Raw genomic sequence first — 23,077 nt, forward strand, 5'->3', positions numbered from 1 at the left:
ACGCGGCGGCCGAGCCGCGTGCAGTTCAGCTTGGGGGTATGATCTATTTGGCGAGCGAGCCCCTCACCTTGTCGAGAGCCTTCTGCGCCTTTGCCTGCGCTTTCTCGAGCTCGTCGGGAATCTCGCCTCCTATCAGGATCTGCGATATCGCGTCGCTCACTGCATCACCGATTTCCGATGAAGCAAGGATGCAGGGATAGGGCATCTCCTGCGCGTCCGAGAGCGCATCGGCTCCGCCATTGGCGACGTCGATCAGATATTGAAGATAGGGCATTTCGCCCTTTAGCGTTTCGAGCGCAGCGGTGCGGGAGGGCATGAAGCCCAGGGTCTTGCGTGCCATGTCCACCTGGCTCTCGAGGGATGATGCCGCCTCGAGGAGCTTGTACGCAGCCTCCTTGTTCTTCGACCGGCTGAAGATGGAGATCACCGCCGGCCCGGCACGATAGGGATGTTTCAGGCTGCGGGCATTGTTGTCTTCCGTGGGGGGATAGGTGTAGCCGACCTGTTCGGACGTGATCGCTCCCTCGCCCTTGCCCATCGTATACACGACGCGGTCGAAATACTCGATATTCATGGCGACGCGACCGGCGGCGAACAAGGCCATGGTTTCTCCGCTCGCCATGTTGATGTGGTCCGGTGGCCAGTAGGGGATGAGCGACTTGTAGTATTCCGCCGCCTTTATGCTTTCAGGTGAGGTCAGCCCGGCCTTCATGGTCTTGGGATCGCAGACCTGGGCGCCGAAGGCCATCAACTGGTTCTCATAGTCGTGCCAGAGGAACGTCCCCTTCTTGTTGGAATTGATGAGACCATAGGAATCATTGTCCAATACCTTGCCGGCAAGCTTCTCCCCCTTCTTGCGCGTGAAGAAGGCTGCCATGTCGTGATACTGTTCATAGGTCACCGGCGGTTTCAGGTCGTAGCCGTACTTCGCCTTGAACGCCGCCTGCTCCTCCGGATTTTCGAAGAGGTCCTTGCGATAGGCCAGCGCCTGGTCACTGGCCGCTATCGTGAGCCCCATGATGTGATCGTCGAGCATTACCGCCCCGCGGCCGGATTCGCTTATGCCATCCCAGTCGAGCAGCTTCTTGTCGCCATACTTTGCGATCAGAGGGGCAAGGTCATCGAAAATGCCCTGATTGTACCACTGGAATGTGCGCTGTACGCCACCGGAATAGACGAGGTCCCAGGTATCGGCCCCGGCGACATAATCCAGGACCACTTTCTTCTGAAGCTCGTCTGTGGTGAGCTTGCGGATCTCGACATTCATGCCCCAGGCGGCGCCGATCTCCTTTATCTTCTCCGAAAAAGCATCCTGCGACGCATTGCTCGACGTCAGGAATCGAACGGTGACGCCCTTGTACGGGCTGTCGGCAGCCTCGGCCCAGTTGGTGCCGGAAAAGGCCATTCCACAAATTACGGCGGCCAATATGCCGCGGCGGGTCATTTCGAACATCATGCAACTCCTCCCAGTTGAAGATTTCTTCGTTCGGGTGTTCTCCCGATTTTGTTTCTCCTAGATGCGAACCCCGGTTTTCTGATCGAACAGATGAACCGACTTAAGATCGAAGCCGAGCGAAATGAGGTCGCCGGCGGCAACGCGATTTGACCTGTCAACCGTCAGGCAGAGCTGGTGCTCGCCTGACGTTGCGAGGACCTGATAGTTCGGCCCCATCATTTCGACGAGCGTAACCCTGGCTTCGAGAGCGTGTGGGCCGCCTATTACGATGTTCTCCGGGCGGACACCGTACGTCACCGGCATTCCGGTCTCGCCATTCCCCCCCTGCGGCACTGGCAGGCGGACGCCTGCACCGAGGTCCACCCAGGCCTCCTCTGCCGTTCGCTGTAGCGACCCTTTCATCATGTTGATGGGGGGAGAACCAATGAAAGAGGCGACGAAGGCGTTGGCAGGCTGGTCATAGAGCTCTGTTGGCGTACCGAACTGCTCAACAATGCCATCGCGCATGACAGCTATTCTGTCGGCCATGGTCATGGCTTCGACCTGGTCGTGTGTCACATAGATGCTGGTGGTCCGCAGTCGTTCGTGGCGCAGGCTGATCTCGACGCGCATCTGTGCACGCAGCCGTGCATCGAGGTTCGAAAGGGGCTCGTCAAAAAGGAAAACTTGAGGTGCACGCACGATCGCCCGGCCCATGGCGACACGCTGCCGCTGGCCGCCCGACAGCTCCTTCGGGAAACGTTCGAGATATTCCTTTAGACCAAGGGTTTTGGAGGCCGACGCCACACGTTCTTCCACGACCTCTTTCGCCGTGCGTCGCATGCGCAATCCAAACGCCATATTTTCGCGGACGTTCTTGAGTGGATAAAGCGCATAGCTCTGGAACACCATCGCCACGTCCCGGTCGCGCGGCAGAAGGTTGTTGATGACCTTCTCGCCTATCTTGATTTCGCCTGACGTGACGTCCTCGAGGCCCGCGACCATTCGCAAAAGGGTGGACTTCCCGCAACCAGAGGGGCCGACGAGCACTACGAACTCACCATCCTTGATGTCAATCGAGACGCCGTGCACCACCTCGAGCGCACCAAAAGACTTGCGAACGCTACTGATGCCGACCGGCGCCATGCAATCACTCCTCCCATGTCCTTGTGGGGTCGGGTGCTGCTCCTCAATAGCACCGACCCGTTGACAGGCTGCACGCTGGCGCGCATTTATTCCAATAGTATTTTGTGCACTGCCCATAAATACAGGTTATGAGCGATGTTGAAGTTGCGCGAACTTGAGATTTTCTATGCTATTATGCGCGGCGGCTCGATCACCGAGGCGGCGCGCCTTCTTGGCATTTCTCAGCCCGCGGTGAGCACAGCCCTGCGCTATGCCGAGGATCAACTCGGAATGCCACTCTTTCGGCGCGCGCATGGCCGCATCGAGCCTACGCCGGAGGCGTTGAGCCTGCTGCCGGAAGTGGAAACGCTTTTCCAGAAGTTCGAATCCATCCGCAGGTACGCCGAGGATCTGCGCGAAGCCCAGTCTGGGCTTTTGAGCATGGCGTCGACGCCGTCCCTGAGTTACTCCTATCTCGCGCCCGCGGTGAAACGGTTTCGCGAGCAGCACCCGAACGTTCGTGTCGTCATGAATATCACCAATTCCCGCCGTGTCGTCGAACTCGCCAATACTTCGCAGATCGATATTGGTGTCATTGCCAGTCCCTTCAATGCGCCGGAATTAACCGCGGAAGACCTAACGGTTTCCGAGTTGCGCATCCTGGTACACAAGGATCATCCGCTGGCGCGCCAGTCAGTGATCCGCCCGCAGGACCTCAAACGGTATTCGCTGATAACCAACACACATCATTCGATATACGATGCGGTACAGGCGACATTTCGCAGTTGCAAGGTCGACCTTAACGTTGCCATTGCTGTGAACCATCATGTTACTACCTGCCTTCTCCTCGATACGACGACAACGGTCGCGCTGGTCGATCCGTGGATGCCTGTCGATGTCTTTCCCGATCTCGTCCAGAGAGATTTCGTGCCGCGGATTGAGACGAGCGCCCGCGTCGTATGGTCGGCTGCCCGGCCGATGTCCCGCACCGCTCAGGTGTTCGTCGAGGAATTGAGAGGAGGAATTGCATTGGAGCACGATGACCTGCGACTCAGGGGAAGAAGCGGATCGCCCAAATCTGGCGCTGTTTAAGCGGCTTCTTGACGCCAACCTTTTGGCCAGGGTTCCATGCCGGAGGTCCTAGTGTGTTAGGATCATATTGTGCAATACCCATTTTCGTTCTCCTTCGACCAACATTGGCCGCAAGAACAACTCATGAGAACACTGTCGGGGCCGACGGCCGACCGTCCGCTGCTAGGACACCCCACACGAAAAGCGGACATCAGAGCTCTGCCGCCGGGGTTTGGGATTGGCCAAAGCGGACATTTTCCCGCCGTCGCAGGTGCGCGCATCAAAGGGTAAGCATTGGTGTGGGCGAAGAGGCGGTGGGGTCCTCGCGTGGGTGAAAAACTCGCGCCGAGTTGAGAATGGCTTTATTCCGCGATGCGTTTAGGCGGGTATGGTGATTAATCAGCACCAATTGAAATTCGCGATTATATGGAAGTATTTCGATCGACAGCGCGGAGGCGAGTTTGTTCAAGCGCGACGCTGTCCTTATAAACAAATGCGCTGGCGAACAGGGATGCTTCGGTCTAAGCTAAGTTACTCATTTCGAATCTGGAGTTTCTGATGCCGCCGTTTCCTGCCGAGGTCCGTTCCATTCTTAACCGAGTAATGGGTTCGTCGCCCGCTGATTTGCGGCTCGTCGCCCAGCGACTGCATGATCATGCGCTCGAAGAACGTATGTCGGGAGAAGAGTTACGATCTGCGTTGGAATTGCTCGGCTATCGCACTGTCGTGGAATTCTGCGCTGAATTAGGCATGCCAGCGCACGTAGCCGAACGCTGGGAGCGTTTCGGCGTGTCCATCGAGATGAAACAGGTATTTGCCTACCTTATGAGCCAGCGCAAGCGCTTTGCCGAGGCTGTCGAGGAGTTTGAAGCCATCACCCATGTCGGGCTTAAAGATTTTCTGCGCAGCCGGGGCATAGTTTAACCTATCAGGGCAGTAGCCGTTTGGCTATCGGTTATGAGGACCCGTGCGGGCATGACTTTCAGCGCCGCCTTAATGGCTTCGACTTTGGAACTCCCCCCCGCTGCAATGACCACATTTGGTATCCGAGCGACAATATCGAGGTCAATGGCCATCACCTGACGATTTATCATATGGTCTACCAGCTTGCCTTCCCTGTCGATGAAATAGCAAAGAATGTTGGCAACTGCGCCTTGGGCCTTCAGGGGATCAACCAGTTCGTTCGGCACGATGCCGTGCCGGAAGATCGTTGATTGCCGCGAAATGTCACCCACGGTCAGAAGCGCGATATCTGCTCGAGCGGCCCGTTGGCGCACCTCCTCGAGGGTAGGCTGATGCCAGAGGGCCTCGCGCAATAGCTCATCGTCTACGATGACCGGCGCTGTGATCTGATAGCTGTCGATGTCGAAAGCCTCGGCCACTTTTGCTGCAACAATGGACGGGTTGATCCAACGCGAATGGGCGAGGCTCCCAACGAGCGCAACCACAGCCGCATTCGATAGCTTTCGACGCTCAATAAATCGGAGACTTGCAAAAAGTGTTGCGCCGCCGCCGATCGCGAGTGTCATGCCATCCTGCATTTGTTCGCCCAGATATTGTGCAACGGCATGCCCCAATGCGGTTTCCAGGTGCTCATCCGAACTCGGGGTCGGAATAACAATTGCCGAGGCGAGGCTCCATTGAGCCTCGAGTCTTCGTTCCAGAGCGATCTGCTCTGCCGTGGCAGTATTGATCGTTGTTATGACCAACCCCTCGGCAGTGCAGGCAGCAAGCGTTCGCATGACCTTGACACGGCTGACCTTGAGCTTGTCGGCAATCTGCTCTTGGGTCATGCCTTCAACATAGTACAGCCAGGCTGTCTTCACCTTTATGTCGGAGGAAACGATCGGGAGGGCTTCAGCTTCCATGGGCCGCTTTCTTTGTGTTCGCCGTTTCGTTTTACATCAAAACTGTTCAATTGTCATTGACATGAAACAAATGAACATTGATTATATGTTCAAGCAAGGGTGTTCATGGGTTACGGCGCCTTTGCATGGAGGATTAACTGACAATGCGTTTGCGCTTGTCGCAAGAGAACCCGGGAGGAAATTAACATGAACAAGTTGATGCGCATTGCCATAGGCGTGCCGGCCTTGTTGGCCGCCTCGATGTTTTGGGCCTCGGCGCAGGCTGAATCGCTGATGCTATATACCTCGCAACCGGATACCGATGCGGCCAAGACGGTGGAAGCTTTCAAAAAAGTCAATCCTGATATCGACGTGCAGGTCTATCGTTCGGGTACGAGCGACATCATGAGCAAGCTTGCAGCGGAGTTCTCGGCCGGCGCGCCCCAAGCCGATGTACTCCTCATTGCCGATGCGGTGAGCATGGAAGGCTTGAAGAAGCAAGGTAAGCTGAAGGCCTACGAGAAAGCTAACGTTGATGGATTTTCTACGGATTCTTATGATCCGGAGAAGACCTATTTCGGCAGCAAGCTCATCACCACCGGCATCGCCTATAACTCTGCGGCCACCGCCAAACCAGAACATTGGGCAGATCTCGCCAAGCCGGAATACAAAGGCATGATTGTCATGCCCAGCCCCCTTTATTCGGGAGCAGCCGCCTACATGCTCAGTGGTTTTGCCGCAAAACCCGAACTCGGCTGGGACTACTTCGAAAAGCTCAAGGCAAACGAAGTCGTGAGCGTACGTGGTAACGGCGCTGTATTGAAATCGGTGGCAAGCGGCGAAAAGCCATACGGCATTCTCGTGGATTTTATGGCACTCAACGCAAAGGCAAAAGGTTCACCCATCGAGTTTGTATTCCCGTCTGAAGGCGTGCCGGCTGTGACTGAGCCAGTGGCAATCATGTCCACGGCAAAAAACGTCCCTGCAGCAGAAAAGTTCGTCGATTTCATCCTTTCTGATGACGGCCAGAAACTCGCTCTAAGCCAAGGGTATCTGCCGGCCAAGCCCTCGGTTGGTCGCCCTGCCTGGCTGCCGGAAGGAATCAAAGTCACGGTCATGCCTATCGAAACTCAAAAGGTTCTCGAAACGACGGACGTCGACAAGCAAAAATTCTCGCAAATGTTCGGCGGCTAAGGAACAGCATGTTAACGCAGACCAAACAGCGTCAGGGCATTGACATGGCCCTGATCGCAGGGGTGACGCTTGTCGTCGCGACACTATCCATCCTCCCCATGGGACGGTTGGTGTTCGAGCTGGTAATGCCTCAGGGTAGCTTCTCGCTTCGCCCGATCCAGACGGCGATGGGCAGTTCGACTACCTGGACGGCAACGTGGCATTCCCTGCAAGTTGGTGTCGGAGGCACGTTACTCTCAGTCGTGCTGGGGACCAGCGTCGCTTTGCTGGTCAGCCTGACAGACGTACGCGCCAAGAGCCCGTTCGTCTTATTCTACGTTGTTCCGCTGCTTATTGCACCGCAGGTAACGGCACTGGCCTGGCTGCAATTGTTTGGACCGGCCAGCCCCTTCCTCAAGCTCGTTGGCTTAGCACCAGCACTGGGTAGCCGGAATCCCCTTTATTCGACAACCGGCATTATCGTCTTGCTTGGTGTCCAATATGGTCCGCTGGTGTTTCTGATGGTGCGTGCGGGATTGCGAAAGCTTCCCCGCGAGTTGGTAGAGGCCGCACTTAGTTCGGGTGCAGGCCGCCTTACGGTCTTACGCACGATTATCCTACCGCTCATGACGCCATCGATAATCGGCGCGACGGCGCTTGCTTTTGTATCGTGTGTCGGAAATTTCGGTATTCCTGCTTTCCTGGGAATTCCTGCAAACTATCTGGTCCTGCCAACACTTATCTATCAGCGGTTGGCCGGCGGCGGTCCCGCCGTCTTGTCGGAAGTTGCTGTGCTTTCGTTCCTGATAGGACTGATCGCCATCGCCGGTATCCTGGCACAGGACTACACGTCACGCCGCCGAGATTATCGGATAGCGTCAACTTCATTGCCCGCTGCTCCGTTCGAGCTTGGGGGTTGGCGCATCTGTTTCGAAATTTTGATGTGGTCACTGATCGTGGTCGTTCTTATTTTGCCTATTCTCGGCCTGTTCCTCACGTCGCTTGTTTCGGCTTACGGCATACCGCTGAATGCGAAGACGGTAACGTTGGCTAACTATGCCTTCGTCATGTTCGACCACACTGCAGCAAGCCGTGCCTTTCTTAACAGCTTTGGTCTCTCGATAGCTGCGGCTCTCTTCGCGGTGGTGCTTGCCGTTCCACTCGCTTACCTCGTCACCTGGCGTGTACGGTGGTGGACAAATTTCCTGAATCTTTCCGTGGAATTGCCCTATGCCTTGCCTGGAGTGGTGCTTGCCATCGCCTCACTTCTTCTGTTTTTGAAGCCATTGCCGATTCTTGGGGTGCAGATTTACAATACGATCTGGATCATCTTCTATGCATATCTGGCGCGATTTCTAGTGCTGGCGGTCCGTCCGACGATCAGCGGCTTGCACCAAATTGACCGTTCACTTGAGGAAGCAGCGCAGGTTGCGGGTGCAAAGCTGCTCTATCGCATGCGCTCGATCATCTTTCCGCTCGTCGCCCCAGCGACACTTGCGGGCGGAATATTGATCTTCATGACCGCGTTCAGCGAGTTGACCGTGTCGGCATTGCTCTGGGCGTCAGGCTCCGAGACGATCGGCGTCGTGATATTTTCGTTCGAACAGGGCGGTGATTCGAATTACGCGGCGGCCATATCAGTCCTCACCGTCGCTTTAACCTTCATTCTCATGCTGTTCACCAGTCTTTTTGCGCGGCATCTTCCAGCTGGAGTGCTCCCATGGCGGGATTAAAAATCAACAATGTGTCGAAAAGTTTCGCCGGGTTCAACGCGCTAACGAACGTATCGTTGGACGTGCGCGACGGTGAATTTGTCGCGATCCTTGGCCCTTCAGGTTGCGGCAAGACGACGTTATTGCGCTTGATCGCTGGCTTCGAGAAGGTCACAGAAGGCACTGTTACCGTCGACGGCAATCTGATGTCGAGCCCGTCTATCAACATACCGCCGGAATCGCGCAGAGTTGGAATTGTCTTCCAGAACTACGCTTTGTGGCCTCATATGACCGTTTCGGAAAATGTGGGCTACAGCCTCAAGGTCGCCAAGGTCCACAAGACCGAAAGACACCGGCGTATTGAGGAAGCGCTTGCTCTCGTCGATCTAAAGGGTTTTGGCGATCGCCGCCCTTCCAACCTTTCCGGAGGTCAAAGACAACGTGTGGCGTTGGCGCGCTGCCTTGTTTCTGCGCCATCCCTTGTCCTGTTCGATGAGCCACTCGCCAATTTGGACGTTCATCTTCGCGCCTCGATGGAGGACGAATTCGCATCATTCCATAAACGGACTGGCACTACGATCGTTTATATTACCCATGATCAGGCCGAGGCTATGGCGCTCGCAGATCGGATTGCCGTGATGGACAAGGGAGTTCTCGTCCAATTTGCAACCCCGCGCGAACTTTACGAACAACCCGCTACCGAGATGGTGGCATCGTTCATCGCGCAGGGCATGGTCTTCCCGATTGAGATTCTATCTGCGCAAAATGGCAAGTGCAGAGCGCGGATGCTCGGACACGACGTCCAGCTTCGATGCAGTTCGGATCAAAAGGTCATTGCTCCGGCCAATGCCTGCATACGGTCGGCAGACATTGAATTGGTCGAAACCGGTGGCATTCCCATTGAAATCCAACGATGCATCTATCGCGGCGGCGGTGCCCGTATCGAGGCGAGACCGTTGGACGGGTCTGATCTGGAACTCCATTTCGATCTTCCTGAACCGAAACGACTCAAAGCTGGTGATCGAATACAAATTCGCGTCATATCAGGTTGGGTCATTCCGCAGGAGTACGTATCGTGATCCGCGTCGATCTGTTTGGCGGATTTGGCGAAAAAGGCCGTACCAGCGTTGGCATAGCAACGCAAACCACGAGCATAGTGTGCGATGTTGGTATCAAGGTTGGCGCTGTGGGCAGGGAGTATTACCCGGCTATCGACGATGATCAAATTTCCCGGGTCGATGCACTCTTCATATCGCACGCGCATGAGGATCACATTGGCGGCCTGAGTTGGCTTCAATCCCGGGGCTTCCGTGGTCAAGTTTATATGACGGCCGAAACGCTGTCGGAGGCGCCGGCCATGCTGGAACAGTATGCCGGCAATGGGAGTGGTCGCTCATTTCCTGTCAATCTGCAAGGAATCAGGACGTTTTTCGCGGGCGATGAAATAGATGTCGGCGATATTCGCATCGCGACCGGCCGTTCGGGCCACGTTCCGGGCGGCGTCTGGTTTGGTGCCGAAGCAGGTGGGTCGAACGTCGTCTATACTGCCGATGTTGTCCCCGAGAGCAACGTCCTTGCGATGGATGCGATCTCCAGATGTGATCTCCTGGTTCTCGATGCATCCTACGGTGCGGATCCGATTTCCGGAAATGAACGCAGCCAGGCTATTCGCGACTGGATCGGCAACCGGCAAGCGGGTTGCTTACTCCCGATCCCTCTGTCGGGCAAACCCCTCGAGCTAATGGCAATATTGCAGGGACGGTTCGCCATACATGCTTCGATGCGCGAGCCAATCGCTGCTCAGATCGCCGCAAGTGACGCATTCTTGCCCGGTATCGCTCCGGTGCTGCAAGCGTGCCTCAATAGGGCGCTCGATTGGCGCGAAGAAGCCCCATTTCCGGATTGTCCTCTCCTCACATATGACGGCATGGGAAGTGCTGGTCCCTCGGTGGGAGCGATCTGTCGGGCGGCGGAGCAGAATTTGCCCATTCTGCTGACCGGTCACATACCTCCCAATACGCCGGCGAGTAGGCTCTTCTCGGAGAAACGTGCCGAATGGATACGACTGCCTACGCATCCGACCAGAGACGGAAGCGTGGCGATTTGGGAAAGTGCCGGCCGTCCGCCGGTTCTGGGGCATTCTTGCGTCGTGGAGACGCTTAAGGAACTGAAAACTTATTTGCCGAAACTGGATGTCACCGCCAAGTCGGGACAGCGGCGTATTGTGTGAAGCCCGATGTTGACCTGGAGCACTTTATGAGAATTCTTGTTTGTAACGACGATGGTATCGACGCGCCGGGGCTCGGAAAGTTGTGGGAAGCTGCGCGACTGGTGACCGATGACGTATGGATCGTCGCTCCGGATGGAAAACGTACAGCCGCAAGCTCGTCGATCACCATTGCTCGCCCATTGACGATGCGGCAAGCTGGCGAAAGGCGCTATTCCTGCTCAGGCACGCCAGCCGACTGCGTCGTTACCGCAATGAGTTGGTTGTTCAATGACCAGCCCAAGCCTGATCTGGTTCTTGCAGGCGTTAATGACGGTCGCAATGTCGCTGAAGATCTTGCCTACTCCGGTACACTGGGCATCGCCCGCGAGGCGACTTTCTGGGGGATTCCTGCGATTGGCTTTTCAAGAGTCAAGGAGCCACGTCAAACGCCCGCCGATATCCACTGGCTAACCGGCTTTATCAGGCGGGCATGGGAAGAGCGAAGCAAGTGGGCCGAGGCTGGACATTGGCTCAGCGTCAATTTGCCGGCAGACTTGCCGGCGTCGATCAGACAACCCCGTATCGGACGTGACAAGATTGGGCGGAGCGCTGACGTCCTCAATGAAGAAAATGGCGTCACCACGCTGATCGTGCCACGTGGCCGCGATCACAGCTCCTCCAAGGGGGATGAGAACGATCTCATTGATTTGGGTCATGTATGCGTAAACCGCCTTAACTGGTTCGGCGAGAGTAAGCTGGATCAAGGCTTCGTTGGGAGCCTGGCAAATTGATTTGTACGTGCACGCGCCGTTGCTCTGCGGTCTATGCACTGAAGGAAAACATGAGGTGAACGGCTCTTCGGTTTTGTTGCACCTTGCGGGAGCGGTGGCGCTGCTACTTTGGGCAACGCGCATGGTCCGCACCGGTGTGGAGCGGGCGTATGGTGAACGCATGCGACAAAGCCTGCGCGGTGTCCTGCACAACCCTATGCTTGCCGCCCTTTGGGGCCTGATGCTCTCCATCGCCCTGCAAAGTTCGACGGCGGTGAGCCTGCTCGTCGGCTCCTTCGTCGGCTCCGGCATCGTCAGCGGCATTGCCGGGTTGATGGCGGTACGCGGCGCCGAGGTCGGCTCGGCCCTCGTGGTCAAAATCCTCTCGTTCGATCTGACCCTGCTGGTTCCGCTTTGCCTTGTGGCCGGCACAGCCATCTTCATGTCGACCGAGCGCAGCAACTGGCGGCAGATGGGCCGTATACTTGTCGGTATCGGTTTGCTGGTGCTGTCGCTCCAGATGACCGGGCAGGCAACCGAGCCCTTGCGCAACAGCGACCTCTTGCCAGTGATCGTCGGTTACCTCGACACCGATCCCGTAACCGCTTTCCTTCTGGCGGCGGTCATGACCTGGCTGTTCCACTCGAGCATCGCCGCGGTATTGCTCGTCGTCACATTCGCTTCCCGCGGCCTGATCCAGCCGGAACTCGGCATCATCATGATCTGCGGCGTCAACCTTGGCTCGTCATTCATCGCCCCCATTCTAACCCGAAATGCGGCGCCGCAAGTTCGCATCGTTCCTATGGGCAACCTTTTGATGCGCGGGCTCGGTTCGGTCGTGATCCTGATCCTCTATCTGAGCTTTAAGCCATCGATTGCGTTCCTGGGCGCCGCGCCGGCCGATCAGGTGATCAATGGCCATATTCTCTTCAACATCATCATCCTCATTGCCGGACTTCCCCTCTCCCATCTCGTTCTCAAGGCCACGAAGGCTGTCGTCGCCATTAACGTTCCAACCGAATCGCCTCGGTCGCTCGATCATGCCGAGCTCAGTGCCCTCGACGAGAGCGTGCTCGACACGCCGAGCCTTGCCCTTGCGAATGCGACACGCGAGGCGGTTGCCGTCTGCGAAACGGTCGAGATCATGCTGCGCGGCATTATCGACCTTTATGAAAATCCCGACCAGGCACGCATCGACGAACTCTCGGCGCTCGATGACAAGGTCGACCGCAAGCACGCCGCCATCAAGCTCTATCTCGCCAAACTGACGACGCGGAAACTGTCGGATTATGAGGTGGGCCGGGCGCGCGAACTACTCGGCGCCTGCGTCAAACTCGAACAGGTCGGCGACATCATCGTGCGCAACATGCTGGCGCTCGTGCAAAAGAAGATGGACCGCAAGCTGCAGTTTACCGATGAGGGCTGGCGCGAACTCAGCGATTTCCATGCAAGGGTACTGACCAATGCGCGGATGGCGTTCAACGTCCTTATTTCGCGCGATCGCGAAACAGCACATCAGCTCGTGCTTGAAAAAGATCATCTGCGGGATGTGGAAAAGCAAACCAGTGACCGGCATTTCAGCCGCCTGCGCGAAGGCACGCCGCGCAGCCTGGAGACGAGCTCCATTCACCTCGACACGATCCGCGACTTAAAGCAGATCAACTCGCTGCTCGCTTCGATGGCTTACCCCGTGCTCGAGGAGCAGGGGCTGTTGAATACGACACGTCTGCGAGCGCTGTAAGGTCGAAACACACCGTATCTAAACCTAAGTTGCGACCTGAACTTAGCCCCAGAAAATACTTTGACATCTGCGAAGTATTGCGCTCGATTTCCACGACGTCTGCCGTGTAAAGGTTGCTGATGACCAATCGTGAACAACGACCGCTGTTGGCGCAACTTCGACCCGCGTTGTCACTGTGTGTTGTCCGCTTTGCAGCGATAGCGACCGGTGGCTCGATGACCATTATGGAGGCGCCTAGCCGCTCAATTGCAAACGTTCAAATTGGAAACATTCCATTGATACGTGCAGCCCCACAGTGAGCGGGGCCGCACGCGCTCAGATCTCAGTATGCTCCGCTAGCTCCAGTGCATCCTCGATGTCCACACCAAGGTACCTGACCGTGTTTTCGATCTTGGTGTGCCCCAACAGGATTTGAATAGCGCGAAGATTGCCTGGCGCCTTGTAGATCATTGCCGCCTTGGTGCGGCCGGCTGATGTTGGCCTATCAACCAATGGAGCCCTGCGCTGCCATGGTTAGAATATGGTGAAAGATGTATGCGTTTCCAATGGGCTACTTAGCTGATAATGCCGCTCGGTGGGCTGTACGTTGGAGGCGTGACGGCTTCTACAACGACATCTCATGTTCCTTGGCGCGCCATAAGGCATCGATCGCTGCCGGAATTTCCACCAGATTATTGAGAGGCCCAGGGTTAGCGCCGTTTTGTCCTATCTGGACTACTCGAGTCGGAGGTAACCGATGAGTTGGCTTATCGCCTCATCGATCTCCTTGACGTGTTGCACTGTCTCGATGCTCAGTGGGCCTTTCGAACCCTGCATAATCTGCGTCGCGATCACCGGCTCGCTGCCGCAAAAATCTAACAATCCTGCGGTGCCGATAACGATCGCAGAGCAGGTCGAGTCGACCCACGGATCCTTTGAGGCAGGTGCGACGATCGTCCATTGCCACGTGCGCCCGACCCGCCCATGTAAATGCGTAATGGCGGATCGGGCCACGCCGGACCGCAAAAAAATAAAGTGCGATTTAATGATTCGGAATCCGGAAACGCCGCCCCTACATTGCGGCCGTGTATGAAGATTATCGAACATTCAAAATGGTGCAGGTGTTCGGGCCCGGCCAGTTGGTCGGCGTGACGTCGGCGTACGAGCGGCCCTTTCCAGGAGCAGAATCGGACCTGTCTGCGGAACGTACGGTTCCTGCTGAGCGATGACGCGACTTTCGAACCACGAAACTTTATGAAGATGTTGTAACTTCACAAGAAACTTATTTTTGGAACATCTTCATTACAAATGCCATTTGAACGACATGAAAACAATTGTTGGAATGTCCACATTCTTTCTGATCGTTTCCGTCATCGTCGGTGAAGCTGCAGAGGTAACACCCGACGCGATCAATTCTGCTTCACTTTCCACAATCACTGCGGGGCCCGCTTCCAAATCAATAGCTGATCCCGATCCAGCGATCGTCCGTCTGCAGGTTCTCCTAGACCGCGCAGGTGTGTCGCCGGGGGTGATCGACGGCCTTGATGGAACAAACGTCACCAAGGCGGTGATAAGTTTCGAAAATATGATGGGGATACCTCCGGACGGTGCGATCGACCCCGATGTCGTCAGCAGGCTGGAGACAGGGGGCCCGATAATTAGCACCTACACGGTGACGGACGATGACTTGAAAGGTCTCGTGGACCATATTCCCGTGGACTACGGCGAAAAGGCGAAGATGCCCAGCTTGGGATACACCAGCGTCGCCGAAAAACTGGCAGAGCGTTTTCACATGCATATCGACCTGTTGACTACGCTCAATCCAGGTTCTGATTTCGCTTCCGGGGATACGGTCCAGGTGGCGATGCCCGGTCCCCCGCGCCATGGAAAGGTGGTCCGCATCGAAGCCGACAAGACCGCTGGGCAGGTCACGGCTTACGACAGGCGCGACGTCATACTAGCGGCATATCCCGCGACAGTTGGCAGCGAGGATAATCCTTCTCCAAAGGGTACGCACAAGGTGAAGGGCGTCGCGCGGATGCCGGTGTTCAGATACAATCCAAAGGTCAACTTTAAGCAAGGGAAGAACAATAAGATACTCACGATCCCCAAAGGCCCCAATGGACCGGTCGGAACTATCTGGATCGATCTAACCGAGCCAACATACGGCATTCATGGAACGCCTGATCCCGAACTTATCGACAAAGTCGGGTCGCATGGCTGCATTCGTCTGACCAACTGGGACGCCGAGGAGCTCGCTGGAATGGTGAAGCCTGGCGTTGTTGTACGGTTCGTCAACTAAGTGTTGATATTCAGATCGGCCCTTTAGCGAGTTAGCGTTTTCTGTATGACGTTGTTGGTACGCGCTTTAGGTCTGTGACGCACGCTACCCTCCAGAACAAACTTGATGAAATCTATCGAACAACGCGTTCGGCTGAAGATTCGCTTGCCGTAGAGGTGCCTCCCTTCGGCTGTCCATGGAACCGAAACGGTAGAAGGGCTCCCCTAGCTTCGAACAGAACGTTTCAATTTTCATAATTTCATACCGTTACACGTCTTTTGCCGCAACTGCGTTCGTTCGCGATTGCGTCCGGTTATGATGATGCTGGCACCTTCGGCGCGCGCTCGCCGGGCAGTTTCCAGCCCGATACCGGCGCTGCCGCCGATGACGACGACAGTCTGGCCAAGCAGTTCGGGTTCGCGTTGCGCGGGGATGGTTGTAGTGCTCATGCCTCCTCCGATAACAGCTTTCAATTCGCCAGTACGTGCATGTACTCCATATCGATCGACGCAGGGACCTGACGAACAAGCGCCGGCATGCTGCCGCGCGTTCACGCTATTCTACTGCGACGGCCTTCCTCGCCTGCTCCGCCGTCATGTAAGCCGCATACCAGTTCGGCCAGCTCTTGTCGCATCGCCCGCCAGTCCGCTTCGGGCGCGGCCCTGTCCAACGGCCTTTGGACGCAGAGCAAGCATCGCGATTTCCGGCCCCCACTTCTCGTTCATTCCGTTGAATCGAAATCATCCTCCCGGGCATTCAGGATGGAAACCAGTGTGTGCAGGCCGACATCCAGCTGATCCATTGTCGGCGCACCTAGTGCCAGTCTGACAGCGTTCGGCGCATGGCCGGGGGTGACGGCGAAGGTTGTGGAAGGCGTCAACGCAATGTCGCGCCTGGCTGCCGCAGCGACGAAAGCCTGCGAACGCCAGTGCGGGGGCAGCACCAGCCATAGATGATAGCATTTTCCGTTGGTCTGGATTTCGAAACCCGAAAGACGATCGACTGCCAGTTTTTGGCGGGCGCACGCGTCGAGTCGCTTCAATCTTGCAAGCTCGGCAATGGTACCGTCGCCCATCATCCGCTCAGCGGCCGCAAACGCAAATCCTGATGCAGTCCATCCGCCCGAACGCACGGATGCCGTGACGCTTTCACGCAATCGTGGCGGCGACACGATAAAGCCCAGCGTCAGGCCCGGGGCGACCTTCTTGGAGAGACTGTCGATGACAATGCAGGTGTCCGGCGCGAGTGCGGCAAGCGGCGGCTCATCGTCAAGGAAACCGTAGACATTGTCCTCGATGATCGGGAGGCCAAAGCTTTCGACAACGCGCAGGAGGTCGGCCCGGCGCGCCGCGGTCATCGTCATGCCTAATGGATTCTGGATCGCCGGCTGAACGTAGATTGCCGAGAGATGGGCGTCACGGTGCGCCTTTTGCACAGCGTCAGGCCGGACACCGCCTTCGTCCATCGCCAGTGGCACCAGTGTAATTCCCAGCCGGGCGGCAATGCCCTTGATAAACGGGTATGTCAGGGCCTCCACACCGCAACGGCCGCCCGTAGGAACAATTGCGGCGAGCGCTGCGGCGATACTCTGTCGTCCGTTGCCGGTGAATACGAGTTGTTCGGGAGTCGGGGACCACCTGCCCTGCGACAGGTATGCGGCTCCAATGGTTCGGACCGCTGGAGTTCCGACGCTGGTCGCCTGTCTCAAGGCGGGGTCGAGCGCCGCAGGTTTCTCCAGGCCAGCCAGGCTTCTTCCGATGATCGCGGTCTGATTGGAGAGCATCGGGTAGTTGAACTCAAGGTCAATTCGGATCCCGCGCGGCTCAGTTAATGCTGCCGCCCCGCGCCGGGCATCGCCGGAGATGAAGGTGCCCCTCCCAACTTCGCCGACGACAAGGCCCCTGCGCAATAACTCGGTATAGACGCGGCTCGCGGTCGAGACGGCGATCTTGCGATCATAGGCAAAACGGCGCTGCGGAGGCAGGCGCTCCCCGGGCTTGAGAGTGCCATCAGCTATTTCTCCGGCGATGATGTCAGCGAGCTTCAGATATTCCGACATCTATTGCTCCGAGCACAATGTTTTAATTGCTCCGAGCAACCTATCGGAACATAATGGCTAAGTCAAACCGGATTGCACCGGGAATTGCCAAGGTCTGCGGTAATGAGAACGCGACGGCGCTTAACAAGCGCTGATGGCGGCGAAGCAGGATTGCCGCACAGCAATAGCTGGAGGTCAAAATGTCTACAGCCCTTTCCACCATCGGTAGGCGGGCGGGAACAAAGACGCACGGCTCATTTCTTCGGGCATTCAACGCCTGTTGGCAGCGGATCGCTCGCTATTTCGTCCATCGCGCCGCCATTGCGAGCCTTTGCGAGCTCGACGACGAAGCACTTCGGGATATTGGCATCGCCCGCTCCCAGATCAAAGGGGCGGCCTACGGCTTCGTGACCAACCCCAACGGGGCGAGGAGGTGATGATGGCCACCCCGGTTGCACCGGAGCTGACCGCTGCCACGATCCTGGTCGTGTTTGCCGGTGTATTCCTGATCAGCTTCATGAGAGGAGCTTTCGGAGGCGGGTTTGCCATCGTGGGTATTCCGCTGCTGTCGTTGGTGATGGATCCGGTCACCGCCGGCGGTCTGCTTGCGCCCCTGTTCATCGCGATGGATCTGTTCGCGCTGCGCTACTGGAAGTCCTCGACATGGTCGAGGCCGGACCTTGTGCTGCTTCTGCCGGGGCTGGTGATCGGCATCGGGTTCGGCTATGGGCTTTTCCGCTTCCTCGACCACCGGGCCATCGCGATCGTGATGGCGGAGATCACCCTGATCTTTGTCGGTCTCTGGTTTGTCAGGGGCGGACAGGTGACGAGACGTCCGCGTTCGACAACAAAGGCGATCACTGCGGGTCTTGCCTCAGGAGTGACCACGATGGTTGCACATTCGGGCGGACCGCCGCTTGCGATGTATCTGTTGCCCCTCGGCCTCAGCAAGGAAATCTACGCGGGAACAACGAGTATATTTTTCACAGTGGGCAACGCGACCAAGGCGGTGCCGTGGCTGCTGCTGGTGAGGCCGACCGCGGGTGTCTGGGCAATAATGGCGATTGGACTGTTGGCCATCCCCAGCGGCGTCTGGCTTGGGTGGCGGCTGAACGGAAGGCTGGACCAACGCCAGATTTATCGCGCCTGCTACGGATTGTTGGTTCTAACGGCGTTGAAACTGATGTGGGATGGCATTTCCGGATATCTCCCGTGAGCTGAAAGGCCGGCGTAGCGCTACCTCCGGAACTTTGAGAGCGCACGCGAAACTGCCGAGTCGTCAGTAAGAGCAAACGGCGTCTAGCTGGGAGCCCGGAGACTACGGGCAGTGGACCATCCCAGCCCCTCCCAACGAAACATCGTGAGAGGCCCTCATTTCGCGCGCGGCGAGTGGGGTGGCGAGTGGCACCCAGATTTCGCCCCGAAAGCAGGATACATAGTCGCCAAGGAACATTGGAGAGCTAGCGGCTTTGCCAATACCGACCTCGACTTGTGGCTGGCAGAAGGGGACCACCCATGTTATCGTGGTCGGGTTGCTGGCCAATACTCGTATCGAAACCACTGCGCATTATGCCCCAGAGCTTGGCTATCATCTGACCTTGGTCCGCGACGCGACGGCAGCGCTCTGGCATGATATGATGCACACCGCGCACGAACTGAGTGGTCCTACCTGCGCCCACGCAATCATGGGGCCCGCGGAACTGATCGTAGCTTTGTCAGCATCACATCCGAAGGAGACGAGGCCATGACCAGGCTCATCACGGCCGCTGCTGCTATCACGGCCGTCACCGTCGTCGTCTCGGGTGCATTCCCCCAGACTGCGATTGCGCCAAAGGCAACAACTGCCCCCGCATCCAAGGCCACGGAAGACGCATCGATCCGGCCATTCAGCGTTCACGTTCCGGACGAGGCCCTTAATCAGCTGCGGCGCCGGATCCAGGAAACGCGCTGGCCCGATAAAGAGACGGTAGAAGACCAGTCCCAGGGCATCCAGCTTGCGAAACTCAAGCCGCTCGTCGAGTATTGGGGCACCGGCTACGACTGGCGCAAGGCGGAGGCGAAACTGAATGCCCTGCCGCAATTCGTCACCACAATCGATGGCGTCGACATCCACTTCATCCATGTCCGCTCCAAGCACCCCAACGCGCTGCCAGTGATCATCACTCATGGCTGGCCGGGATCGGTGTTCGAGGAACTGAAGATCATCGATCCGCTTACCAACCCGACCGCTCACGGCGGCACCGCCGACGACGCATTCGATTTGATCATTCCGTCGATGCCGGGCTTTGGCTTTTCCGGCAAGCCGACCGGCACGGGCTGGGGTCCTGACCACACCGCGCGAATCTGGGCTGAGCTGATGAAGCGTCTGGGGTACACCCGCTATGTCGCGCAGGGCGGGGACTGGGGTTCGCCGGTCTCCAGCGCCATGGCTCGCCTGGCACCGGCAGGATTGCTCGGCATCCACATCAACCTTCCGGCGGTGGTGCCACCCGAGGTGGCCGCGGCCCTGGCCTCAGGCGGGCCAGCGCCAGCGGGATTGTCCGACCAGGAGCGCTCGACTTTCGATGTGCTCAGTGCCGCTGCCAAGATGGGCAACAGGTCTTATGCAACGATGATGGGCACAAGACCGCAGACGATCGGCTACGGCATCACCGACTCGCCTGCCGGTCTCGCCGCGTGGATGCTCGGACATCCAGGCTTTTCGACGTGGACATACAGCACCGACGATCCCGAAAAGTCTCCTGACGAGGTTCTGGACGACATAACGCTGTACTGGCTGACCAATACCGCGACCTCGTCCGGGCGTCTCTACTGGGAATATGGCGGTGGGCGGAGCCCCGCCCTCTCGGCCGGAGAGATGACTTCCGACATCTTGCTTCCCGTCGCCATCACGGTCTTTCCTGGCGAAAGCTATCGAACTCCGGAAACATGGGCCCGTCGCGCCTATCGGAACCTGAGCTATTTCCACGAGGTCGACAAGGGCGGTCACTTCGCCGCGTGGGAAGAACCTGAGTTGTTCAGCGCAGAGCTTCGTGCCGCGTTCAAGCCGCTGCGCTGAATTGTCAGTCTACGACCTTCTGTCTTGAGCAGGATAAATGCGATCGAGACCGCGGGGGCCTTGAGCTTTCGAGGTCGTGGATCAAGCGCGGTGGCAGCACGACCTTTTGCGCTATTTTGCCGGACGACCGATTTTTATGAATTCCTGATATTTTGCCTTGAAGCCAGAATAGAAAGCCTATCCGACCCCATGATACCTGTTGCCACGTACTCAACAAAGGAGTGCCTGGAATGTCTGAGCGACTAACGAAAGTAATATCCCGCTACCAGCCCACCATCGACTTTAAGCATGTAGTTTGGCGGAACTTGCCAACTTTTATCGCCCTTGCCGTCATCGTGGCGGTTTGTGTAGCGCTCCGCGTTTGGGTCGCCTTCAACCACGCGATCTGAGCAAGCCGCGATCTTCCGATCCCGACAGAGTCGGCTCGACGCAAGTATCGCTGCGATCACAATCGATGAGCAAATCCATGATAAACACGAGAGCCGAGCAACCCTCACGATTAAAGGGCGTAATGACCGCCCTCATTACCCCCTTCAACAACGGAGCCGTCGACTACGACGCCCTCGCCGCCCTTGCGGATTGGCAGATTCAATTCGGAATCAGCGCACTGGTTCCTTGCGGGACGACCGGCGAAGCCCCACGCTTGCCTGGGACGAGCGGCTGAAAATCGTCAGGACCTGCGTAAAAGCCTCGCGCGGACGGGTGCCGGTGATCGCCGGAACCGGCACGAACAGTACGGAACTGACGATCGCCCATACCTTGGCCGCCCAATCCTGCTGCGCCGACGCTGCGCTGGTCGTAACGCCCTATTTCAACAAGCCGAGCCAGGATGGCATTGTCCGTCATTTCGAGGAGATCGCAGGGCGCGTCGACCTGCCTATCATCGTCTACAATGTACCCTCGCGTACCGGCATTGACCTGTCGCTGGGGACGCTCGCGCGGCTTGCCGAGATCCCCTCCATTATCGGGCTCAAGGACGCGACGGGCGAAGTCCGGCGTGTCGCGGAAATGCGCCGCGCATTCGAAGACCGTTTCATTCTTTTGTCTGGGCATGATGCGTCGTCGCACGCCTTCAACCTTTCGGGAGGCGACGGGACGATTTCCGTAACTGCCAATGTCCTGCCGCACGTCTTCGCCGCGTTGCACGATGCATGCCGGAAACACGACTGGTCCACCGCCAATTATATTCAGCAGCGGCTGATGCGGGTCTATAAAGCGTTCGACCTCGACACAAATCCCGGCCCCATCAAGTACGCCCTGAAATATCGGCGCGGCATGAATGACGAAATGCGTCTGCCGCTCGTGCCTGTTTCGGCGGAGACGGCGGAACGGATCAGGATAGCGCTCGACCGAATGGGCGATCCGGTCAGCGATGTCCCGTGCGATCCAGCCGATGCGATTTTCGGCGCGGACGAAAGGCCAATCGAAAAACCAGCACAGCCGCTCAACTGGCGGATCTGAGCAAGCGTCCCTTCATCAAACAATGTTGCATCCGCCGGGCCTGCGCCTGCCAGCTGCTGAAAGCGAAGATCATGCGATACCCACGTAAAAGCCACGATCGTTTTAGAACGTGCACCCGTTTTCTCGTTGGTCGAAATCTGGAAGGATGCTGGATCGTCTGCGACAGGCAGCGTCTGGTCGGCGGACTGTTTGCTGACAGGGAATCGGCCCTGCACTTCGCGATTGCCCAGAGCGAACACCGGCCCGGGGCCGTGTGGTGCGCCAATGATGATGATTGTCTCCTGACCGATCCGTGGCACGATCTGACCGCTCCCGCGCCCCGTCGCTCCAAGCGCGCGTGATGTCTTTGATCACGGAACAAAGACCGTGAGCTTATCCCCGAACATCCGGTGCATAATCGGCGTTTTGATTCGCACTGATCATAGCAGCCGCCTTCCTCACCCCGCCCCGGTCGCCGTCCAATCGGGAACAAGGTTATTGGGCCGGAGGACCGGTGGTTTCCTCGGTTCCTCGACAAGACGGTCATAAAGCGATAGGCGTCCTCCGCCGATCTCATCCCCTTAGGCATCCAGGCAAAGCAGGCACGAAGATTGAGCTGTTTGCTTGTTGCAATATCCGGCGTCGGAGGAACGAAGACCAGGTCGACCGGCGGTCCGTCGATCGATTCAAACTCGATGGGTTCTCACCCCGGTAACCAACCCGCAATTGTATTCAGCCTTAGAGTTTGATGCCTGTTCGAGATTTTTGATCAATCAGGAGTTAGTGAAGGTCGAAGGCAAAACATCCACTATTACAACTTAGGACGTGACTTCCTCTTGTTCATCGACATGAAGAAAGTCGGTATGCAGCGGCCAACCCATCTGGAACCCGCCCAGCTCGATAAACCCCTGATGCAGCGTGCCTCCGGCGTCGTCGCTGTTTGTATTCTGGAAACGGGTGTCAATAAACGACCGCAGCGTGCCAAGTTCTGTTTCGGAACGCGCATCAAAACGAATTTCGGCGCGGGTGCGGACACGCCAGGTATCATTTCCGCCTGCACCAACGGGGCCACCGGTAAACACGTTGTCCCCGCCGGAAAACTCAAAGCGCAGGTAACCGTTGACCTTGAGGCATGTTTCGGTTCCCGGGATATAGAAGAAGCCCGCTCCGTAGGCATCGCATACCCGGACATATTCAA

The 23,077-nt window shown here is 57.3% G+C and carries 18 protein-coding genes and 4 pseudogenes; 15 read left to right on the forward strand and 7 right to left on the reverse strand.

The features are described 5' to 3' along the window. Positions 1 to 43 precede the first annotated feature (43 nt). Positions 44 to 1,456: an ABC transporter substrate-binding protein gene (locus tag BM074_RS16815; protein ID WP_091923522.1), complete on the reverse strand. Its 1,413-nt coding sequence runs from the start codon at positions 1,454 to 1,456 to the stop codon at positions 44 to 46. A 57-nt stretch (positions 1,457 to 1,513) separates the two neighbouring features. Further along, on the reverse strand, positions 1,514 to 2,581 hold the full coding sequence (ugpC, locus tag BM074_RS16820; protein WP_027232315.1) for an ABC transporter ATP-binding protein: 1,068 nt from the start codon (positions 2,579 to 2,581) through the stop codon (positions 1,514 to 1,516). A 135-nt stretch (positions 2,582 to 2,716) separates the two neighbouring features. Here ugpC and BM074_RS16825 point away from each other — a divergent pair, with 135 nt between their 5' ends. Both BM074_RS16825 and BM074_RS16835 read left to right on the forward strand, forming a co-directional pair. Beyond that, entirely contained in the window at positions 2,717 to 3,652 is a 936-nt protein-coding gene (locus tag BM074_RS16825) for a LysR family transcriptional regulator (protein WP_091923523.1), read from the forward strand. Positions 3,653 to 4,189: 537 nt separating this feature from the next. After that, positions 4,190 to 4,555, forward strand: a complete 366-nt coding sequence (locus tag BM074_RS16835; RefSeq protein WP_091923525.1) for a hypothetical protein — start codon at positions 4,190 to 4,192, stop codon at positions 4,553 to 4,555. Here the strand turns inward: BM074_RS16835 and BM074_RS16840 are convergent. Further along, positions 4,552 to 5,499 carry a sugar-binding transcriptional regulator gene (locus BM074_RS16840; protein ID WP_091923527.1) on the reverse strand — a complete coding sequence of 316 codons (948 nt, stop codon included), beginning with the start codon at positions 5,497 to 5,499 and terminating at the stop codon, positions 4,552 to 4,554. The genes BM074_RS16835 and BM074_RS16840 overlap by 4 nt on opposite strands. Positions 5,500 to 5,685: 186 nt before the next feature. Here BM074_RS16840 and BM074_RS16845 point away from each other — a divergent pair, with 186 nt between their 5' ends. From BM074_RS16845 to BM074_RS16870, 6 genes are read left to right on the forward strand one after another with little or no spacing between them, the layout of a single operon-like run. Continuing rightward, complete coding sequence (locus BM074_RS16845) at positions 5,686 to 6,672, forward strand: ABC transporter substrate-binding protein (protein WP_051615081.1); 987 nt, start codon at positions 5,686 to 5,688, stop codon at positions 6,670 to 6,672. Between the two features lie 8 nt (positions 6,673 to 6,680). Next, a complete protein-coding gene (locus BM074_RS16850; protein WP_027232320.1) occupies positions 6,681 to 8,384 on the forward strand; it encodes an ABC transporter permease in 1,704 nt (567 codons plus the stop codon). Continuing rightward, positions 8,372 to 9,442, forward strand: coding sequence for an ABC transporter ATP-binding protein (locus tag BM074_RS16855; RefSeq protein WP_027232321.1), 1,071 nt, complete (start codon positions 8,372 to 8,374; stop codon positions 9,440 to 9,442). The genes BM074_RS16850 and BM074_RS16855 overlap by 13 nt, the downstream gene beginning before the upstream one ends. After that, positions 9,439 to 10,593 (forward strand): MBL fold metallo-hydrolase, encoded by a 1,155-nt coding sequence (locus tag BM074_RS16860; RefSeq protein ID WP_348271668.1) that lies wholly within the window; start codon positions 9,439 to 9,441, stop codon positions 10,591 to 10,593. Before BM074_RS16855 ends, BM074_RS16860 begins: the two co-directional genes overlap by 4 nt. 26 nt (positions 10,594 to 10,619) lie before the next feature. Further along, positions 10,620 to 11,363, forward strand: a complete 744-nt coding sequence (locus tag BM074_RS16865) for a 5'/3'-nucleotidase SurE (RefSeq protein ID WP_027232323.1) — start codon at positions 10,620 to 10,622, stop codon at positions 11,361 to 11,363. Positions 11,364 to 11,418: 55 nt separating this feature from the next. Next, positions 11,419 to 13,083 (forward strand): Na/Pi cotransporter family protein, encoded by a 1,665-nt coding sequence (locus BM074_RS16870; RefSeq protein WP_091923529.1) that lies wholly within the window; start codon positions 11,419 to 11,421, stop codon positions 13,081 to 13,083. A gap of 315 nt (positions 13,084 to 13,398) precedes the next feature. On the opposite strand, the pseudogene BM074_RS16875 reads toward BM074_RS16870, so the two are convergent. Beyond that, positions 13,399 to 13,548: pseudogene (locus BM074_RS16875) on the reverse strand (integrase); the annotation flags it as partial. 322 nt (positions 13,549 to 13,870) lie between these two features. On the opposite strand from BM074_RS16875, the pseudogene BM074_RS23360 reads away from it, so the two are divergent. Both BM074_RS23360 and BM074_RS16885 read left to right on the forward strand, forming a co-directional pair. Continuing rightward, positions 13,871 to 14,035: pseudogene (locus BM074_RS23360) on the forward strand (3-keto-5-aminohexanoate cleavage protein); the annotation flags it as partial. A gap of 351 nt (positions 14,036 to 14,386) precedes the next feature. Then, positions 14,387 to 15,364 carry a L,D-transpeptidase family protein gene (locus tag BM074_RS16885; RefSeq protein WP_091923532.1) on the forward strand — a complete coding sequence of 326 codons (978 nt, stop codon included), beginning with the start codon at positions 14,387 to 14,389 and terminating at the stop codon, positions 15,362 to 15,364. A 230-nt stretch (positions 15,365 to 15,594) separates the two neighbouring features. Here the strand turns inward: BM074_RS16885 and BM074_RS16890 are convergent, their stop codons facing one another. Next, positions 15,595 to 15,792, reverse strand: a complete 198-nt coding sequence (locus BM074_RS16890; protein WP_207719716.1) for an SDR family NAD(P)-dependent oxidoreductase — start codon at positions 15,790 to 15,792, stop codon at positions 15,595 to 15,597. A 272-nt stretch (positions 15,793 to 16,064) separates the two neighbouring features. Next, positions 16,065 to 17,402 (reverse strand): aminotransferase-like domain-containing protein, encoded by a 1,338-nt coding sequence (locus BM074_RS16895; RefSeq protein WP_091923534.1) that lies wholly within the window; start codon positions 17,400 to 17,402, stop codon positions 16,065 to 16,067. A gap of 179 nt (positions 17,403 to 17,581) precedes the next feature. On the opposite strand from BM074_RS16895, the gene BM074_RS16900 reads away from it, so the two are divergent. The 5 genes and pseudogenes from BM074_RS16900 to dapA all read left to right on the forward strand — a co-directional run bounded on the left by BM074_RS16900 (position 17,582) and on the right by dapA (position 21,900). After that, on the forward strand, positions 17,582 to 17,818 hold the full coding sequence (locus BM074_RS16900) for a DUF1127 domain-containing protein (protein WP_091923536.1): 237 nt from the start codon (positions 17,582 to 17,584) through the stop codon (positions 17,816 to 17,818). Continuing rightward, positions 17,818 to 18,597: a sulfite exporter TauE/SafE family protein gene (locus BM074_RS16905; RefSeq protein ID WP_091923538.1), complete on the forward strand. Its 780-nt coding sequence runs from the start codon at positions 17,818 to 17,820 to the stop codon at positions 18,595 to 18,597. The genes BM074_RS16900 and BM074_RS16905 overlap by 1 nt, the downstream gene beginning before the upstream one ends. 88 nt (positions 18,598 to 18,685) lie before the next feature. After that, positions 18,686 to 19,129, forward strand: a pseudogene (locus tag BM074_RS16910) (isochorismatase family cysteine hydrolase); the annotation flags it as partial. Beyond that, positions 19,126 to 20,439 (forward strand): epoxide hydrolase family protein, encoded by a 1,314-nt coding sequence (locus BM074_RS16915; protein ID WP_091923539.1) that lies wholly within the window; start codon positions 19,126 to 19,128, stop codon positions 20,437 to 20,439. The pseudogene BM074_RS16910 and the gene BM074_RS16915, both read left to right, overlap by 4 nt. 511 nt (positions 20,440 to 20,950) lie before the next feature. Further along, positions 20,951 to 21,900 (forward strand): annotated as a pseudogene (gene dapA, locus BM074_RS16920) (4-hydroxy-tetrahydrodipicolinate synthase). Between the two features lie 797 nt (positions 21,901 to 22,697). Here the strand turns inward: dapA and BM074_RS16930 are convergent. Continuing rightward, on the reverse strand, positions 22,698 to 23,077 hold a 380-nt coding region (locus BM074_RS16930), incomplete at its 5' end, for a porin (RefSeq protein ID WP_139217684.1).

Source organism: Phyllobacterium sp. CL33Tsu, assembly GCF_900113985.1.
In the GTDB taxonomy this organism is placed as follows: domain Bacteria; phylum Pseudomonadota; class Alphaproteobacteria; order Rhizobiales; family Rhizobiaceae; genus Phyllobacterium; species Phyllobacterium pellucidum.

Bases quoted from the DNA above. Each gene is read 5' to 3' on its own strand.
- BM074_RS16815 (WP_091923522.1), bottom strand. From the start codon at position 1,456: ATGATGTTCGAAATGACCCGCCGCGGCATATTGGCCGCCGTAATTTGT.
- ugpC (WP_027232315.1), bottom strand. From the start codon at position 2,581: ATGGCGCCGGTCGGCATCAGTAGCGTTCGCAAGTCTTTTGGTGCGCTC.
- BM074_RS16825 (WP_091923523.1), top strand. From the start codon at position 2,717: ATGTTGAAGTTGCGCGAACTTGAGATTTTCTATGCTATTATGCGCGGC.
- BM074_RS16835 (WP_091923525.1), top strand. From the start codon at position 4,190: ATGCCGCCGTTTCCTGCCGAGGTCCGTTCCATTCTTAACCGAGTAATG.
- BM074_RS16840 (WP_091923527.1), bottom strand. From the start codon at position 5,499: ATGGAAGCTGAAGCCCTCCCGATCGTTTCCTCCGACATAAAGGTGAAG.
- BM074_RS16845 (WP_051615081.1), top strand. From the start codon at position 5,686: ATGAACAAGTTGATGCGCATTGCCATAGGCGTGCCGGCCTTGTTGGCC.
- BM074_RS16850 (WP_027232320.1), top strand. From the start codon at position 6,681: ATGTTAACGCAGACCAAACAGCGTCAGGGCATTGACATGGCCCTGATC.
- BM074_RS16855 (WP_027232321.1), top strand. From the start codon at position 8,372: ATGGCGGGATTAAAAATCAACAATGTGTCGAAAAGTTTCGCCGGGTTC.
- BM074_RS16865 (WP_027232323.1), top strand. From the start codon at position 10,620: ATGAGAATTCTTGTTTGTAACGACGATGGTATCGACGCGCCGGGGCTC.
- BM074_RS16885 (WP_091923532.1), top strand. From the start codon at position 14,387: ATGAAAACAATTGTTGGAATGTCCACATTCTTTCTGATCGTTTCCGTC.
- BM074_RS16890 (WP_207719716.1), bottom strand. From the start codon at position 15,792: ATGAGCACTACAACCATCCCCGCGCAACGCGAACCCGAACTGCTTGGC.
- BM074_RS16895 (WP_091923534.1), bottom strand. From the start codon at position 17,402: ATGTCGGAATATCTGAAGCTCGCTGACATCATCGCCGGAGAAATAGCT.
- BM074_RS16900 (WP_091923536.1), top strand. From the start codon at position 17,582: ATGTCTACAGCCCTTTCCACCATCGGTAGGCGGGCGGGAACAAAGACG.
- BM074_RS16905 (WP_091923538.1), top strand. From the start codon at position 17,818: ATGATGGCCACCCCGGTTGCACCGGAGCTGACCGCTGCCACGATCCTG.
- BM074_RS16915 (WP_091923539.1), top strand. From the start codon at position 19,126: ATGACCAGGCTCATCACGGCCGCTGCTGCTATCACGGCCGTCACCGTC.